Here is a 16,181-nt window from a genome sequence, read left to right on the forward strand (position 1 = left end):
GAACACGGCACACCCGAAGCCGATGGCGGTCGGTGGAGTACGTGGTGTCGCGAACCGCGTCGCACAAACGGGGCCCGGTGCGCTTTCCCGGGAAGCAGGGCCCGCCGAGGGCGGCTTCGCCGATGCGGCACCCTCCCGCGAGGCCGGCCCGTCGGCTTCTCCAAGGGGAAATCGGCCAGGCGGGCGGCTCCGCCCGAACGGTGCCACCCGCGGTTCCCGCACGAGCGCCACGGGCGAGGCGGACCCGGCTCGTGTGCCCCGCAGGGCGTACCGAACGCGGCCGAACCCCCGTGCGGGCCGCGCCCGATACGCCGATCCGGCCCGCCGGCAGGGGGGAGAAGCCGGCGGGCCGATCCCGGCCGTCGGACCCGATTGGGAGGGCAAGCCCCGACGACCGTGTCGTGACGCTACCGACCCCCACCGACAACGACCCGGCGAGCCGGCGAACGACCGACGCGTCGCATCGTCCGCCCGGCCGCGACGGACCGCACGCATCGCCCCACCACGAGACACCTCCGAGCCCCACCACGAGACACCTCCGACCCGGTGAACACATCCCCACACGCACCCCTGCGGGCGGCCGACACGAGCCCGCCCCCGCACCGGACCGCCCCCGCACCCCGCTGCGCCGCTTCCTCGACCGCGAACTCCCGGCCGGAGCGGAACCGTTGCGCGAAAGCTCTCCCACGAACAGCACGCCCGTCCCCGACCGCGAGGCCCACCCGGCGGGGGAACGGAAGCCGGCACCGTCGGAACCGCGATCGACCAACCGCTGCTCCCGGCCTTCACCGCCGCACAACCGGTCGACCTCGCGACACCCATCGGCGTCGCCTGCTGCGCTGACGCGGGAAGCCGTCCCGCGGACCGCCGGATACGAGCGGCGGCCGACTCGCAGAGACCGTCCACGCCCTGCGCCCCGACGACCGAGGCCCTCCTCTCGACCGCGCCCGCCAGGGGGACCACCCGGCCCGCCTGCTTGCGGTCGCGGCCCGATACCGGGCCGCGACCGCACCCTGTTCGCTGTCGACAGCCCGGCCCCCACCTCACCCGCACCACCACCGCCGTGCGATGGCCCGTCGAGAATTACCTCGACCTCCGAACGGCGACTACGGGAGCCGCTCGATGAACGGCGTCCCGGGCAAACCGGCGGCCACCCCGTGGGAGTAGTCGTAGGCGGTGTCCTCGCCCAGCATGTCCTCGCCCGTGAGGAACCGGTACATCCATTCGGAGAAGCCCATGGCGTAGCCGGGGCAGTCGCCGTCTCCGACGTGCACCACGACCTCGGACGAGTCCCGACGGACGAACACCACGTGCCCCTCGTCGCTCGACAGGCAGGGAATCAGACCCGTGGGCCCGGCGAAGATCGGTTCGGGCAGGTCGGCCCATTCGGCGTCCCTGAAGGCCTCGGTGGTTTCGACGACCCAGGCGTCGAGCCCCCAACGCCGCACACCCGGCCTCAGGATGTAGAGCTTGCCGTTCACCAGGCACGGTGGCACCGAGTCGACGAAACGTTTGTAGTCGTCAGGGAAAGCGGTGCCCAGCGGCGCCTCCAGGCGCCCCCAGGCGGGATCCTCGGGGCCGGCCACCCCGAGACCGAGCAGGCGCCGCACCTGCGCTTCAAAATCCGGCACCTGCACCTCGACAACCTCGGGCGCTCCCGCAGAACGCGTTCGTCACAGCCTGGGGCACCCCGGCCCGGCAGCGCGCTTCACCCCGGATCGATCCGCCTCGATCGCACTCACTGCTGCGCCTATTCAAGCGCGCCCCCTGACGACGTGTTCCTCGACCCCGGCCGGTCCTGGCGCACCGACCGGAGCGCACCGCCAGGCGGAACTGTGCGTTGCCGTCACGACATAGAGGGCACAACCCCGAAACGGCCGGGCATGCTCTTCGTTCGCCACATGCCGGAACGCTCGGCAAGGATCGGGAGCCAACCGACAGTCGAGGGCCGGGGCCGCGCCGGCCGGTCACGAGTGCCTTCGGCGTCGCCGGCGCGATGGCCACGCCACCCCGGGGCAGTTCGACCCGGCCCGCCGGAAGCGCGGGTTGTCGGGCGGCTCCCACAGGCATGGCGCCCGACCCCGGGTCGGCGGCCCGCGGGTGGGGATTCAAGGTGAGCGACTCTGTCCCAACCCTGAGCGGGGGGGGTGGGGAATTCCGGGCGCGGCCGTGGTCTCGCGTGGCCCGGATCCTCGCCTCGTCACCTGCGATGTCGGATGGTGAGCGGGTGGTTCGTCGCGAGCGGGACGTGGAGCTCGGTCGGTGGGCACACGATCGACGTGGTCCTTCCGGCACCGGATCCTGCGCCGTCCGTCGTGGTGAGCGTCACCGGCCCGGTGGGTGCCTCTTCCCGGTTGCCGCCGGTTCGGGGGTGGGTGTCGGCGAGGTTCGGCGGGTCCCGCAACGCTCCTACGTTGGTGGGCGCCGCATGATCCGTTCCCCACCCGTGAGGAGACATCCTTGATGCCCGATCCCATGCCCGATCCCATGCCCGAGTCCATGCCCGAGCCGGGGCCCGTGTCGGAGTCGGAGAGCGATGATCCGGCTCCCGCCGGCCCGGACGGCCGAGTGCCGGTCGATCGCCTGCCCTGGGTCCCGGAGGACGACCACGAGAGCGACGGCTGGGCGTGGACGGGCACGATCAAGCCCCTGTGGCATGCCGTCGCGCTCTGGGGATCGCAGGGATGGGACCTGGGGGACTGGCCGTACGTCATCGTCGCGCACCACGACGACGACATCGGGAACAAGTACTTCGGGCTTGCCGTGTACACCGAGGGCGACGTCCGCGTGGACGCGTACCAGGGGCGGGCGGCCCGGGACGCGGCCACCGACGAACTCGCCCTGTACCTGTGGCACCAGTCCGGGAGCGGCGACCCCGACGCCCCCGCGCCCGACACGCCCGCGAACCTGATCCCGGAGCGATTCCGCCATCCCTACCCCCCACCGACGCCCCCGGTTGAGGCACCGCCGCCGTGAGCGGCGTGGGCGGCGACGGGGGTCGGGTACGCGCGGTGCGCGTCCCGGCCCCCGTCGGTCCCCGCGCGTCCGGTCCGTTGCGGCGGATCGGACCGCACGCGTGACTCGGCGAGACCGGGCCGGGTCGTCTCCGCGACCCCTCCCCGGTGCGGCCGGTCCGGGGGTGGGCGCCGGCCGGCGGGTCGGGGCCCGGGGCGGCCCGAAACTGATGGGGCAGGCCGGTTCGCGGCCCGAACAGCCCCCACGCGAAAGGCACTTCATGAGCGACCAGTCCCGCTACCGTCACGCGGACATCAGGTTCGGGCACCACTCCACCGGGTGGGGCCGGGTCGTCGTGTCGCTGACCGCGCCGGAACCCGGGAACGGATGGCTCGGCCACGACGCCGCCGTCCGTACGGTGCGATTCGTGGCCGCCCACGGCGTCGGCGGCGTCCTGGGCAGGTTGACGGACCCCCACGCAGAGCACTCCCCCATGGGAAGGGCGGAGTCCGCCATCGTGGCCGTCTTCGGCCGCCCCGAAGGCGGCGAGTGCTCGGTCGTCGCCGCAGCCACGCCCGGATGCGGGCTGTTCGTGCTCCGCCCGGACCGGACGATGACCCACCTCCGACCGGAACTCGAAGGATCCGGGCCGCTGCCCGTGCCCTTCGGCGCACGAGTGCTCCTCACCCAGTCGTCCTTGACCCCTGCGGACGCCATGGAACGGATGATCGCCGGTGCGGTGGGCGAGCCGGACCCGCAATGCCCGGATCAGCTCATCACGCCGTGACGTGAACCGATCGGGACTCGGCGCGCCGGCCGCGCCGAGTCCCGACGGCGGCCGAGAGTCGTGCCCGGTGCGTTTCGGCCCCCTTCCCGGTTCCGGCCGGTCCGGGGGTGGGGTGTCGGCGGTCGGGGCGCGCCCCGGGACGTTCCTACGCTGGTCGGACCCCTTCACCCACCGAGCCGTCCACGACCCGAACCGCGACCCCGAAACAAATCCGCGACCGGGAAATCCCCCGCGAACACCAGGAGAACCCCCTGCCATGCCCGAAAGCGCCCGAAGCGTCGCCGATCTCCTCGCGATCCACCTGGACCAACTCGGATCCCCCTACCCCCACGGCACCCGACACCGCCTCACCGGCGACCACTTCGTCAGCACGATCGTGCGCGGCGAACACCTGCCCCACCCCCTGCGCCGGGCCCAGGCCATCGCCCGACACCTGGACCGCAGCCCCCACGGCTGGACGGCCAAGGCCGGCGCCGGAGTCGGCACCGACCCCGACACCGCCCACGTCACCGTCACCTGCGGCCCCGGAGGCTGGACCAACGGCGGCGACGGCACACGCCTGCCCATCCACGACGTCGACACGGTCCGCGCCTGCCTCGTATACGACGTACCCGCCGGCGCGTTCACCGACGGTCCCGAGAGCGCCACACGCTCGACGCGCGCCCGGGTCCACGCCGAACTCGCTCGCGTCCTCGAACAAGGACACCGCGTGTGGGCCCTGCCCGGCGGAACCGTGGCACTCGAACACGACGGGACACAGGTGCTGCTGCGCCCCTCCGACCGGACGACCGTGGTCGGCGGCGACACCGGCGACTACATGCCCGGCGTCGCGATCACCCTCGACCACGGCCTGACCGCGATCCGCGAACAACCCCACTACCGCATCGACCCCGCCGGCGAAGGGACCTGGAAACGCACACGACACAGCGAACCCGACATCCTCACCGGCCGCGAAGTCGCCGGCCTCATCGACGACGTGATGAGACGCCGGCCCCACGGCGGCGCGACCGTGAAAGACGGGACCGTGTACATAACGTGGGGGCGCGGAACCCTGGCGGCCCGATACGTCCCCGTCGACGTCCTCCGGGACGACACCGACTCAGGACTCGCCGACCACCCCGCTTTCCGACCGGACGGACACTACGCGGAGCACACGGTGGACGCGCACGGCACCGAGGACCCGACCGCGCGGACATCGAGCATGAAAGGCCGAGACGTCGCCCGCACAGCGGACGCGGCCACCGAACTGCTCGTCATCGACGGCGCCGGCGTGGTCGACACCCGCACCACGAACCGTCAGGGCCAGACCACCCGCCGCCGATACCGGCCCCTGACATAGACCCGGGCCGCCACCCACACGCCGCCGTCGGGAGCGCGACGACCTTCCGACGGCGGCACGACCGAACCCGGCACCCGCCCGACAGGCCCCGCCGACCCGCCCCGGGAAGGGCCCCGCGGCACCACGCCACGCACGGACCACCGACGGACCCGTCACACCCCCCGAACACCCTCACCTCCACCCACCCCCACCAAGCCCCTCCGCCCATCACCGGCCGGCCTACCTGCCCGCTCCTCCACCCGCCGTCTCGTCTCCCGCCCGCCTCACCCCTCCTCGAATCGCCACACCCTCCCGACACATCACCCGGCACCCGCCCAACCCCCCTTAATCGGACCGGACGTGAAGCGCCGACATCCTCCGTGACCTGCCCGTTCGCGGGGACACCCCTATGGGGATGGCAGTAGGGGAGGAACAACAGGCAGACCTACACCCGACGGGGCCGAACGAGACGACGGTGCGCACGCCCGGACGACGCGGTCGTCCCACCGGCGAACTCGATCTCGACGACCGAGCACGCCTGGCGACACCGGCGCGACGGGGCGGCCGATGCCGGTGGCCCAGGCGATGCGGACACGGAACCAGCACCGCGTGGGGCGAGCGCGGCATCGGCCCCCACGGGTGTCCGGCGGCGGCGCGAGTACCGAATCCACTGCCCGGGAGAGGAATCAGGGTGCGACCCGGCGCCGGGCGCGACGCCGCGCCGGTGCCGATAGCCGGTCGAGAGCGTCCCGCTGTCCACCGGTGAACACGACGAACAGCCGCTCCACGGCGGCGCATCGACCGTAGCGCCCGGGCGCCGCGCCGCGGCCCGGAACCCGCCGCACCGCGCCGAGCCCTTCGCCTGTCGGCGTGTTCGGCCCCGAGCGCCTGCCGGCCGCGTCCGGCCGCGGATTGCCCCACCCCCGTCGTCGAGTGCTCGTTCGACCGCGCGTCGAGGGCATGGGGGCGACGACGGAGCCGGGTTCGTGGACGCGGGAGCGACCGAAGCGACTCACGCGTCGAACGCTGCGCACCGTTCGTCCGATCGGGACATCGGCGGGCCGTGCGGGCCGCCGTCGACGCGCGAACGGCGGCCCTGGCATCGGGGAGACGACGAAACGCGCGGCGGGGGCGTGGCCCGTACGACGCCCCGAGCCGTCATCGAGAGCCACACGATAGGCGCCACCCCCGTCACCGAGCGGCGAAAAGCCCGAGAACCCGGCATCGGGGAGCGCCGATTGCGTGAACGGGCCTGCAGGGCAGCTCCGTGCCTGTCCTTCCGTGCGGAGGCCGTTGGAACCACGTGCCGGTGCTGCCCGCACCGGTGCCGACGGGTCCTCAGCCGGGTTCCGCGTGGATGAGGGCATGTTCCTCGCGGACCAGGGCCCACAGCGTCGCGGGGTCGACCAGGTCGGCGCAGGCGGTTTCGGTGGCGCCGCCGTACGGCATCCGGTCGGCCGTCACGAACGCGGGGACCCGCAGCTCGTTGCGCAGCCGGTACAACACTTGTTGTTCGACGTCGAAGGCGTCGGCTCCGTACGCGAACTCCACGGTGGACACCACGCTCCACCCCGCGCGACGAAAGGTCGCCAGGCGGGTGGTGCCCGGGTTGGTGATGCCGACCTTGACGGCGTTCAGGCCGGGATGATGGAGCACGTACACCAGCGCGGGCAGCCCGTGGTCGAAGCCGAACGGGCGACATCGGCGGCAACCCCCGCTCCCGCGCAGCGCCTTGCGGTATTCCGCGCCGCACCCGACGCACCGCACCCGCCACGGTGCCCGGACGCGTCCCGGATAGGGCTCCAACGGCAGCTGCCCGCGCGCCACCATGCGTGCGTGGGCTTCGGCGGGCTCCACATGGGCGTTGCCCGAGCACTGCCGGCAGACCCGCAGGCCGATCCGGGCCATGTGATGGGTCGGGAACACGATGCGGCGGCACGGCCGGTGCCGGCACTTCCATCGAGACGTCGAGGATCGGTAGGGCTCCAGCGGTTCGAGACCCATCGCGCGCATGTCCGCGATCGCCCGCTCGGCGAACCCCGCCCGCCGGGCCTCCACCGCCCGGGACTTCCCGCACCGGACACACCCCGTGCCTCCCGCACGCACCGAGCCGTACGCGGGCGCGCCCACCAGACCACAGGCCAGGCACAGGCACCGCCACGGTGCGCCCGCCCCCGGATAGGACTCCAACGGCTCCAGACCCCGGCCGCGCATGAACGCCGCCGCCCGCTCGGAATCGATCGCCACGCCGCCGGAACACACCGGGCACCCCCGACCCGCGATTCGCACCTGGACGAGCCGTACCGCCACCACCCGCCCACACGGGGCGTGCCTGCTGCGCCAGGCCCGGTGTGCGCCGGGGTAGGGCTCCAGCGGCTCGAACCCGGCCGCGCGCACGTCCGCCTCCGCGCGCGGGTGTTCCGCATCGAGCAGCCGCGCCGCGACACGCGCCTTGGAGCAGACCCGGCAGGCGCGGCCGCGCGATTTCAGGTGCGCGTACCGGGGCGAGCCCTCGGTGCCGCACTTCGTGCACACGCACCGCCACGGGCGCAGCGCTCCGGGATACGGTTCCAGCGGTGCCCAGCCGACGGCCCGCATCGCGGCCTCCGCCCGCTCGGGCGGGACGGGCGCACCCACACGGACCCCCCTTCGAAGGATCGGATCGGCCGGGACCGTGCCGGCCCTGGCGAGCGCGGTCGCCGATCGAGTTCGGCGCCGCCGTCGGTCCCGCGTTCGCGCGCCGCCGGCGTCGCGGGCGATCGGAAGGTCATGTGCCGTGGTCCGGTTCGGGCGGCAGGGCCTGTTCCAAGGCGAGCGCCACGTCCTGGAGCACTTCGTCGCGGGGCCTGTCGGTGGCCTGGGCGAGGCGGTCGAGGAGTTCGACGATGACCAGCGTGTGGGCCGACAGGTCCCTGTCGTGCGCGACGGCCAGGTCGTGCAGCGCGGTTTCCAGGGTCGCCAGGTCGCGGGCCGACAGCCGGGTGAGGCGGACCGGGGCCGGTTTCACGGCGTTGACGCTGCGGACCAGGTCCCAGCGTTGCGTCGGCGGCGTATTCGGGTCGCCGAGGATCGTGACGGTCCGGATCACGCGTGCCACCAATTCGCGCGCCGGCGTGCGGTCGGCCCGGTGCGGAGCGGGCGCCGTTCCCGGCCGCCACACCGACAGCGAGGCGTCGTCGTCCGCGTCGGGCTCGACGTGATACCCGGCCGCGCGCAACGCAGCCGCGTACCGCGCGACCTCCCCGCGGCCGGGCAGGGACTCGGACGCGCACGCCAGAGCGAACGGCCCGCCGTCCGCGCCGCCCTCGACGACGAAGCCCCCACGACGATCGGAGAACTCCCGACACCGCGCCCGCCGCAACACCCGGCGCACGTCCTCGGCGTCACGGTCGCGCTCGGTCCACAACGGCCGCCCACGCCGCCCGAAACCGAACTCCGGCGCCTCGCCACGTCGTCCACCCCACATACCGTCGACGGTAGAACCCCGTCCACCCGCGTGTCCGCCCATTCCGTGGTCTCGGACGGTGGTTGCCGAACCGGCCGAAAACGCATGCCGTCGACGTGACGGTCCCCGATAGTCGGCGCCCACCAGCGGGAGGCGCTTCACCGAAGCGGCGACACGATCCCTCGGTCGACGCGAAAGTCCCGCCACAGGGAGCGGACAGGGCAACCCTGGAGGCCGATCGAGGCCTGGTCCGGTGATCTGCCGATGCGCACGGCTGCGAGGTCGAGCGTGGAAAGAAGCGGGACGTCTGGGAAGGCGATCCCGACACCGGCCGCCACCACCTGCCCACCCCGGCCCCTGCCCCCGCCTGAACACCCGACCACCGATCCCGGTCGGTCGCCGCACGACACTCGGCCCGTCGCGGCGCGGCGGCTCGAACCGCCATGGCGTTCACGGCAGTGCCGGCGGGTCCCACAGCAGCGCGTACTGCGGGTCGTGCGCGAAGCGCGCCGCGGCCGACCGGACCACCGCACACGGGTACGGCGCCCGGCAACGCTCACAGTGACCGTGATGATGAAGCGTCAGACGTGTCAGTGCCTCGGCCCGCAACGGCCACGCGGTGTGCTCCGGGATCGTCCGACCGTGCCCGCGCGCGACCTCGGCGCGTTCCGCCATCAGCCGGCCGCACGGCGGGTGCGGGCTCCACCACGACTCGAACGGCACCTCGTGGCCGCAGATCTCGGCGGTGGCCTCGTCCCACGCCTTCCACGCCTGCGCGCCCGCGCCGAGCCCCGGACGGGGTCCACCGGCGAGGCGTTCCTCCAGCCAACGATGGCGGAACCAACGGGCGGCAGCCTCCCCGGTCTTGGCCTTGTTGTGGCGCGGATGTTCGGTGACCACAGCGAACGACTCCGCGAACTCGGCCCGCGGGCGGGAGTCGAACCACTCGATGCGCGTCGACGCGACCTGCGGCCACCATTCCTTCGGCTTCGACCGCCCGTTGCCGTACCGGTGCCCGTGGAACCTCTTCCTCGGATCCACGGAGATACCCACGTACAACAGGACACCCTCGACATCGAACAGCCGGTACAACGCGGTGCGCCGGCCCTCGAGCGCCGCCCGGCGAGCACGATGCCGCTCGAACTCGTCGCAATCCATCGGCCCCACCGAAACCCGTTTTGACGCGTCCCGCCCCGCCTCGACACAGCCGATGACGGGGCCGCCCGCGGGCGGAGGCGTCGTCCCGGCCCGACGGAACACCCACCGGAGCCGGCGCAGGAATCGACCGCCACCACCACCCGACGCCGCCCCGCCCGGGCCAGGACCCGGCTCGGCGCCCCGCCCGGCATCGTTCACGACAGGACAGGCCGCCGGATCGGCGGAGATAGTTCCACCACGCACCACTTGTCGTAATCGTCGCCCCATGCCGCCATCGTGGCATCGCGACTTCACCCATCGGACCGCAATACCCGAAACGGGCCACCCCGCTGCGCCGCCGCACAGGCAGAGCCGGGTCCCGGCACGAACCGCCATCTCGGCGAGGCCTTCACGTGGACCGGGGCAGCGGTGTCCTCGGCGACCCGCGGTGTCGCGATGGGTATGGCCTCGACGGCGCGCGCACGCGCCGTCGAGGCCATACCGGTTCACCGCCGCCGCGGGGCACAGCCCGCACACACGCCACGAGGCGGATATGAGGACCCCACGAAGACCGCCCACCCACCCTGCCACCGACACCCGCCCCGCCGCGCGCCGTTCACCGAACGAGACGAACCCGTTCGCCACAGGCGGCGCGCCGGGCACGGACCACCTTCCCCGGCCGCGATCCGGCCGCACTCTCTGGTGCCGGAACGCGTCGTCGGATGCGATCGCTTCGTATGGACGGGAGAGAGGCCGCGATACTCGGCGCCGCCATCGGCGCGATCACGGGCCTGGGAGGTGGATGGCCGACCGTACTCGGTCAAGGACGCCACCTGCGTGAACAACAATGCGCCGATCGGGAGCGCCGGCGGGACGACCTTCGGGGCGACGCCTACCACGCGTGCAAAGACGCCTGGCAACACCTGTCCACGGCGCTGTGGAGGCTGACGGATCAACTTCGCCGGGACGCCAGCACACCCACGCAGTGGCAGGCGGCGCTCGACGAGGCACACGACGCCTGGACGCGGTTCGGCGCCGCGTCCGCCGCCGTGACCGTGGCCGGCCCCCGCGCGGTCGCCGACGCGGCCGACACGCTGTACGACGCACTCGCCGCGATGAACCACGCCGGCACGACCTCACACCGAGGCATGCCGGGCCGGACACGGCCGACTGGACGCCTGCAACACCCGGTTCAAGGAGAAGGCCGCCGCCAAGGACGATCCGGACCACGCCTTCCGGACAGCGGCACGCCAGGACGACCGTGGCGACACGCCCTGATCCTCACCACGCCTCGGTCGCGCCGGATGACGCACGCCGCCGACAGCCGTGTGACAAGTCCACCGCGCGATCACGCAGCGGACGAGCGTCGGACCGGGGTTCCACCGGCACCGACGACATGGCTCGCGCCCGGCACGCGCCACAGGTGTGGACGTTCGGTGGCTGCCCGGATCTGGCGCGGCACCCGAACGCGGGTCGACGCCCCGACCGACGACGTTCCGCTCGGATCTCGGCAATAGGCGTCCGCACCGGACCCCACACACGAGGAACACCAACGGGCGACCGGGCCCCCGAGCCACCACCAGCCGCAGCCGGCAACCACTCACGGCACGACGACCGCGACACCGCACGCCGGCACCCTCGAACATGCCTGACCGAAACCGGTGGCCCACCGCATCCCGCCATCACGACGGGTGCCACCGACTACCATGCCGGATGCCAGGGCGGCCATGAGCACGCGGATTACAGCGCCTTCCCGACAGGACAGGCTCCCGGTGTACACGAGGACCGCTATCCGAACCAGCCCTCGGTGTCGGCGACTTCGCCGAGTGCGCTTTCTGAGGTGAGCGAGAGTGCGGCCACGGCGGCGAGAACCCATCCCAAGGGAAGGTCGAAGGGTCTGGTCGTCACCACCTTGGCGAGGGCGTCCACGCGCTCCTGCGTCAGCGGGAGGGGGTCGTGCTCGTGCGATACACGCGAATGCAGCGCCGTCATGAAATCATCCTGGTTCCACTGTGTAACTAATTGTCCCATCTCTCTGAGTGGCCAGGTCGCGGCGCCGTACCGTGCCATCTCCGCCGGTGTGGCGATGAACGCAGGGGAACGTCCCGGGTGGACATGGTGGGCGACGAGCAGACCCGTCAGAGGAGAGAGCCCGTCGGTCGCCGCGAGGACGCTCGTTTTGCGCGGAGCGGTCAGCATGGCTGCGCCGATGCGGCTGGAGCCCATGGCCAGGGCATGGCGCGTTTCCTCGGGCAGGGCACGGGTCGCCGCGTCGACGCGGGTCACATTCCTGGAGCATTACCGGCGGGACCCCGGAACCGCACCGGGGCCAGGATCCGCACAACGGGCTGCGGTACGCGGCGCCTTCCCTGCGCCAGTGGTTGTGGACCTGGGCAAACGGAGGCAACGTATGGGATGGGGCATTGACGCAACCCGACGGGACGGCATGATCAACGCCGCCTCCCATCACCAGGCGCCGCGCCGTGGAGCTCGACCGAGTTGCCCGCGAGCGGGCTGATCCGACCGACGGGCAGCGGGGCCCAGGTCGCGGCCGTCGAGGACCTCGATGTCGGTAATGGTCGTCATGGTGGGATCCAGACTCAGCCAGATCACGTCCTCCCCATCACGTCCCAGATGAGCCATGGTGAAGCCGGATGAACCCGCCGGTGCGGTCAGCAGGTTGGAACACGTCGGCGAGCACGTGTACGGTCCGAAATACCGGAGGTCGCCGAACACGTCGGCCAAGGCGTCATCGTCGTCGGCACGCAAGAGCTCGACAATCTCGGCGGCGAGCTCCGGGAAGACGTCCACCAACCTCCAATACCGAGCCGCCGTCATGACGAAGAACCGTACAGGCACGCGCCGGACGGGTCTGCGGTTGAAGAACAAGCTCAGTGACGCTCCTCGGGGCGCCCCCATGGCCAGAGAACGCCTTTCGTAAGGTGCTCATGAATCGACCGATAGATGAGCAAGATCGCGCGGGAGGCGGTGCGCGTCGAATCCGACGTTCGGGGTGTCCAGGAATCGGTGTCAAGAAGTCCGACTGTTCAACAACCCCCACACCACCGTTTTCCATACGATCCGACGTATGGAATCGCGCTCCGACGACCCGCTCGCGCCCGAACCCGCCGTCCTGTCGGGCGCGTTGATCGGATACGCCCGCGTCTCGACCAAGGGGCAGTTGCTCGATCGGCAGATCCACGCTCTTTCCGAGGCCGGTTGCTGCGGATCTTCGCCGACAAGAAGTCGGGGAAGACCGCCGAACGCGAGGAACTGTGGAAGGCCCTCGACTACCTGCGGCCCGGCGACACCCTCGTCGTCCCGTCGCTCGACCGGCTCGGCCGCTCCATCCAGGACCTCATCGCCATCGTGTCCGGCCTGCGCAGGCGCGGCATCGGCTTCACCTCGCTCCACGAGGCACTCGACACCACCACACCCGGCGGGCGCCTGGTCTTCCACGTCTTCGCCGCCCTCGCCGAATTCATCCGCGAACTCATCGTCCAAGGCACCAACGAGGGCCTGGACGCCGCTCGCGCCCGCGGCACCCGACTCGGCCGCCCACCGGCCATGACCGACGAGCAGGTACGTCACGCCCGCGACCTGCTCGCCCGCCCGGAGAACACCGTCACCTCAATCGCGAAGCTCCTCGGCGTCTCCAGAAACACGATCTACAACCACGTTCCCGAACTGAAGGGCGGTCGCCTCGCACTCGCCCAGGCGACCAATCCGCCAGGACTGCCTCGACCTGCCAGGTCCGAGGACTGATCACCGCCGTTTGCGGGTGGTGACACGATTCTTACCGCCCCCCGAGTGGCGGGGGACCGAGCGGGACGTGCGTGTGGTGGTGGCCCGGATGCCGGTCGAGGTGCGGGACGGCTTCGTCTACGAACGGGTGCCGTGGGGCCGGTTCTCCCACGCCTACGGCTCGGGCGAGAACGTCCCCGAGGACCTGGAGGAGATGCGTTGTGCCGACGCCGTGACGGCGGAGCGGGGTCTCCGGTCGTTGTGGAACTCGATCTCCCATCAGGGCTCGCGGTGTTCGGTGGCGCCGCTGGCGGTGCCGTTCCTGTTGCGGATCGCCGCGGATCGCTCCACCCACCACCGCCCGGACACGCTCGAACTGGTTGCCGTCGTGGCGCGCCGCAACTGCTGGGACGACGGGTCCCGTACCGATCTGTTGCAGGTCGCCGATGGCGACGACGACTGGCACTTCGACATGAGCGGCTACTTCCGGAACTGGACCGTCGAGGCGGCACGCGACGCGATCGCCGCCGATGCGCATATCCCGATCGCGCTCCTGGACGACCCCGACCCCGACGTGCGCGAAGCGGCCGCGTACGTGCTGGCGGCGTCGACGGGTCGGGCCGGGGAGAGATCATCGGGACCGGCCTTGCCGATGTTCATTCCCACTTCCTGGCGGAGGTCCTTGCTGACATACCGCCGGGGAGTGACGGCGGCGTTCCGATCGATGATCATTTCGGAACCCTATCGACGCATACAACCGATAAACCCACTGGGATCGATCTTGGTATGGATCGATGCATGCTGACCCACTTCAGGCGGAGACCGCCACCGAAGTCGACTATGTCGCCCGGCCCTTCGACCTCTCGGGCAGGAACCAACATGCTCCGCCGGTCACGCTCATCGGTGGCTGCGGTCGCCCGAGCCCGCACGGCACGACGAGCGATACGGGTCGTCCGTCGGGCCGTCTCCGCAGGTCCCATAGAAGTCGATCTCGGCCAACGAAGTCGCCGTGTGCTCGGATCGCCTTGCGAACTCCCGTGCGAGCGTGGGTGCTTGGGTGGTTGACTGACGTGGAACGGTCGTGACGGCGCGGACACGAGAAAGGCCGGGCACGAGGTTCCGCCGGCCTGCCTCGGGCGCCGCGCGTGTGTCGCGTCATTGCCGCCGCGTCGATCGATGCGCGTCTACGCGGCCGCGGCCGTCTTCGACGAGCCACTGCTCGGTCGCGTTCGACCCTCCACCGCGCGGTGCGCCCCACGCTGCCCTGCGATCGCCGGGCGGCCGATGTCGAATCGTCCCCATGGGAGGAGACCAGAGTGATTCCTTGCCCGCGTTGCCGTCAGGTCGATCAGGTCGTCAAGGTCCGGGCGTTGTACGAGAGCGGGGTGACGGTGACCAGGACGCGCGCAACGGCGTCCGTACGTCTCCAAGGCCCGCGCGGCCTGCAGAGTGCGTCCGGTTCGGTGCGTGGTTCGGGGAGGGCGCAGACCTCGTTGTCGCGTTCGTTGGCGCCGCCGGTGCGTCCGTGGGCGGCGCGCGGGTGGCGGCAGGCGATCCTGGCGGCGTTCGTGGTGATGTCCGTGACGGCGCTGCTGATCAACGCGACGCTGGGGTCGGCGGCCTCGTGGGCGGGACTTGGGTTCGCCGCCTGGTTCCTACCGCAAGCGGTACCACGTGGCCCATCCACTGTGGCGCGAGCGCCGAGCGGTGTGGGCCCGCTTGTTCTGCTGCCGCCGGTGCGACGGGGTGTTCCTGCCCTCGGACGACGCCCCGGCGCACCTGCGCGAGCTGTTCGTGGAACGCCACGCCATGCCCGCGTTCCTCACCGAGTGCGCCCCACCGCGATAGCCGCATCGTCTTCAGACCCGTCAGCGATCGCCCGGCACGGCGCGCCTCGCGCGGGAGGTGAGGGCCGGCCCGGCAGCGGGCATTCGGCGCGGACGCGGCGGATCACCCAGCCGGCACCGAGGACCTTGCGGAGCGGCTGATCGAGCAGACTCAGTGCGGCGGCGTGTGCGGAAACAAGTTGATCGATATCGACGACAGGTCGAATTCGTCTCGCACGGCTGTGATAAAGCCCTTGAATGCTTCCTCGGCAGGCCGTCGGGCCTGGTCCCAGTCCGCCAGGGAGAACAGCCGCTCTTGTACTCCGTAGAAGAGTTCGGTGACCACGCGGTCCATCACGGCGGCCCCCGAGGCAACCGGAGCCGACCCATGCAGCCAGACCGCGACGAGGGCGTTGTCCCATGTCTTGTCTCGTCGTGCGCGGTCAACTGCTTCGGTCGCGGCGGGGGTACCAGGCGCCGCCAGCGCAATCGATCGCACATCCTCGTAGAGCACGATGAAAGCCTCGGCCCGGCGCTGATAGCTCACCACCTTCTGGTCTCGGCGCCAGCGTGATGTCTCTGACCGCACATCCCACAACCTCCCCACGACGAGACCGAGGAGGCCCGCCACAGCAGCCAGCAACGCCGTGCTCATAACAGCCCGCCCTTCAGTCGATCAACCTGTGCGGCCTCGGGCCCCAGCCGAATTCCTGCCCACCGCTCACGAACTCGGTCGCCTCGACCTCGTCTGAGTGTCTACGAAGGCGACGCGGCGCCGATGCGGTCCGCATACGCGCGGCGAGCCTTGCGTGCGGCTGCGGCGCCGCCGGCGCCGGTCAGGACCGCGCACTTTGCGAGCGCGTTGCGGCGCAACGCGAGCGGGGCGGGAACGCGCGCACGCAGGTGTAGGTAACGAGGTTGGCTGCGTTCTTGCCACCCACCGCGTGGTTCAGCGTTTGACGCAGCCGC

The 16,181-nt window shown here is 71.6% G+C and carries 14 protein-coding genes; 6 read left to right on the forward strand and 8 right to left on the reverse strand.

From position 1 onward, the window contains the following. Positions 1–1,106: 1,106 nt before the first annotated feature. Positions 1,107–1,631, reverse strand: a complete 525-nt coding sequence (locus tag ACZOOI_RS45115) for a hypothetical protein (protein ID WP_465282620.1) — start codon at positions 1,629–1,631, stop codon at positions 1,107–1,109. An 832-nt stretch (positions 1,632–2,463) separates the two neighbouring features. Between ACZOOI_RS45115 and ACZOOI_RS45120 the strand changes: the two genes are divergently transcribed. The 3 genes from ACZOOI_RS45120 (at position 2,464) to ACZOOI_RS45130 (ending at position 5,081) form a co-directional block, all read left to right on the forward strand. Further along, positions 2,464–2,976 carry a hypothetical protein gene (locus ACZOOI_RS45120; RefSeq protein WP_465282621.1) on the forward strand — a complete coding sequence of 171 codons (513 nt, stop codon included), beginning with the start codon at positions 2,464–2,466 and terminating at the stop codon, positions 2,974–2,976. 259 nt (positions 2,977–3,235) lie between these two features. Further along, a complete protein-coding gene (locus tag ACZOOI_RS45125) occupies positions 3,236–3,742 on the forward strand; it encodes a hypothetical protein (protein ID WP_465282622.1) in 507 nt (168 codons plus the stop codon). A gap of 256 nt (positions 3,743–3,998) precedes the next feature. Beyond that, complete coding sequence (locus tag ACZOOI_RS45130) at positions 3,999–5,081, forward strand: hypothetical protein (RefSeq protein ID WP_465282623.1); 1,083 nt, start codon at positions 3,999–4,001, stop codon at positions 5,079–5,081. A 1,317-nt stretch (positions 5,082–6,398) separates the two neighbouring features. Here ACZOOI_RS45130 and ACZOOI_RS45135 read toward each other — a convergent pair. The 5 genes from ACZOOI_RS45135 to ACZOOI_RS45155 all read right to left on the reverse strand — a co-directional run bounded on the left by ACZOOI_RS45135 (position 6,399) and on the right by ACZOOI_RS45155 (position 12,531). After that, the gene (locus tag ACZOOI_RS45135) at positions 6,399–7,697 is read right to left on the reverse strand and encodes a hypothetical protein (protein WP_465282624.1); all 1,299 of its coding nucleotides are present in this window, start codon (positions 7,695–7,697) and stop codon (positions 6,399–6,401) included. Positions 7,698–7,827: 130 nt separating this feature from the next. Next, positions 7,828–8,526: a hypothetical protein gene (locus ACZOOI_RS45140; RefSeq protein ID WP_465282625.1), complete on the reverse strand. Its 699-nt coding sequence runs from the start codon at positions 8,524–8,526 to the stop codon at positions 7,828–7,830. 429 nt (positions 8,527–8,955) lie between these two features. Continuing rightward, on the reverse strand, positions 8,956–9,663 hold the full coding sequence (locus ACZOOI_RS45145; protein ID WP_465282626.1) for a GIY-YIG nuclease family protein: 708 nt from the start codon (positions 9,661–9,663) through the stop codon (positions 8,956–8,958). Between the two features lie 1,767 nt (positions 9,664–11,430). After that, positions 11,431–11,928, reverse strand: coding sequence for a hypothetical protein (locus tag ACZOOI_RS45150; protein ID WP_465282627.1), 498 nt, complete (start codon positions 11,926–11,928; stop codon positions 11,431–11,433). A 180-nt stretch (positions 11,929–12,108) separates the two neighbouring features. Further along, positions 12,109–12,531: a hypothetical protein gene (locus tag ACZOOI_RS45155; protein ID WP_465282628.1), complete on the reverse strand. Its 423-nt coding sequence runs from the start codon at positions 12,529–12,531 to the stop codon at positions 12,109–12,111. Positions 12,532–12,861: 330 nt separating this feature from the next. On the opposite strand from ACZOOI_RS45155, the gene ACZOOI_RS45160 reads away from it, so the two are divergent. After that, positions 12,862–13,407, forward strand: a complete 546-nt coding sequence (locus tag ACZOOI_RS45160; protein ID WP_465282629.1) for a recombinase family protein — start codon at positions 12,862–12,864, stop codon at positions 13,405–13,407. 88 nt (positions 13,408–13,495) lie between these two features. Beyond that, positions 13,496–14,191 carry a hypothetical protein gene (locus ACZOOI_RS45165; RefSeq protein ID WP_465282630.1) on the forward strand — a complete coding sequence of 232 codons (696 nt, stop codon included), beginning with the start codon at positions 13,496–13,498 and terminating at the stop codon, positions 14,189–14,191. Positions 14,192–14,734: 543 nt separating this feature from the next. Here the strand turns inward: ACZOOI_RS45165 and ACZOOI_RS45170 are convergent. Further along, positions 14,735–14,986: a hypothetical protein gene (locus tag ACZOOI_RS45170; RefSeq protein ID WP_465282631.1), complete on the reverse strand. Its 252-nt coding sequence runs from the start codon at positions 14,984–14,986 to the stop codon at positions 14,735–14,737. A gap of 74 nt (positions 14,987–15,060) precedes the next feature. On the opposite strand from ACZOOI_RS45170, the gene ACZOOI_RS45175 reads away from it, so the two are divergent. Then, the gene (locus ACZOOI_RS45175; protein ID WP_465282632.1) at positions 15,061–15,234 is read left to right on the forward strand and encodes a hypothetical protein; all 174 of its coding nucleotides are present in this window, start codon (positions 15,061–15,063) and stop codon (positions 15,232–15,234) included. Positions 15,235–15,384: 150 nt separating this feature from the next. Here ACZOOI_RS45175 and ACZOOI_RS45180 read toward each other — a convergent pair whose 3' ends face one another. After that, positions 15,385–15,867, reverse strand: coding sequence for a hypothetical protein (locus ACZOOI_RS45180; protein WP_465282633.1), 483 nt, complete (start codon positions 15,865–15,867; stop codon positions 15,385–15,387). Positions 15,868–16,181 lie beyond the last annotated feature (314 nt).

Source organism: Embleya sp. L77 (assembly GCF_055557415.1).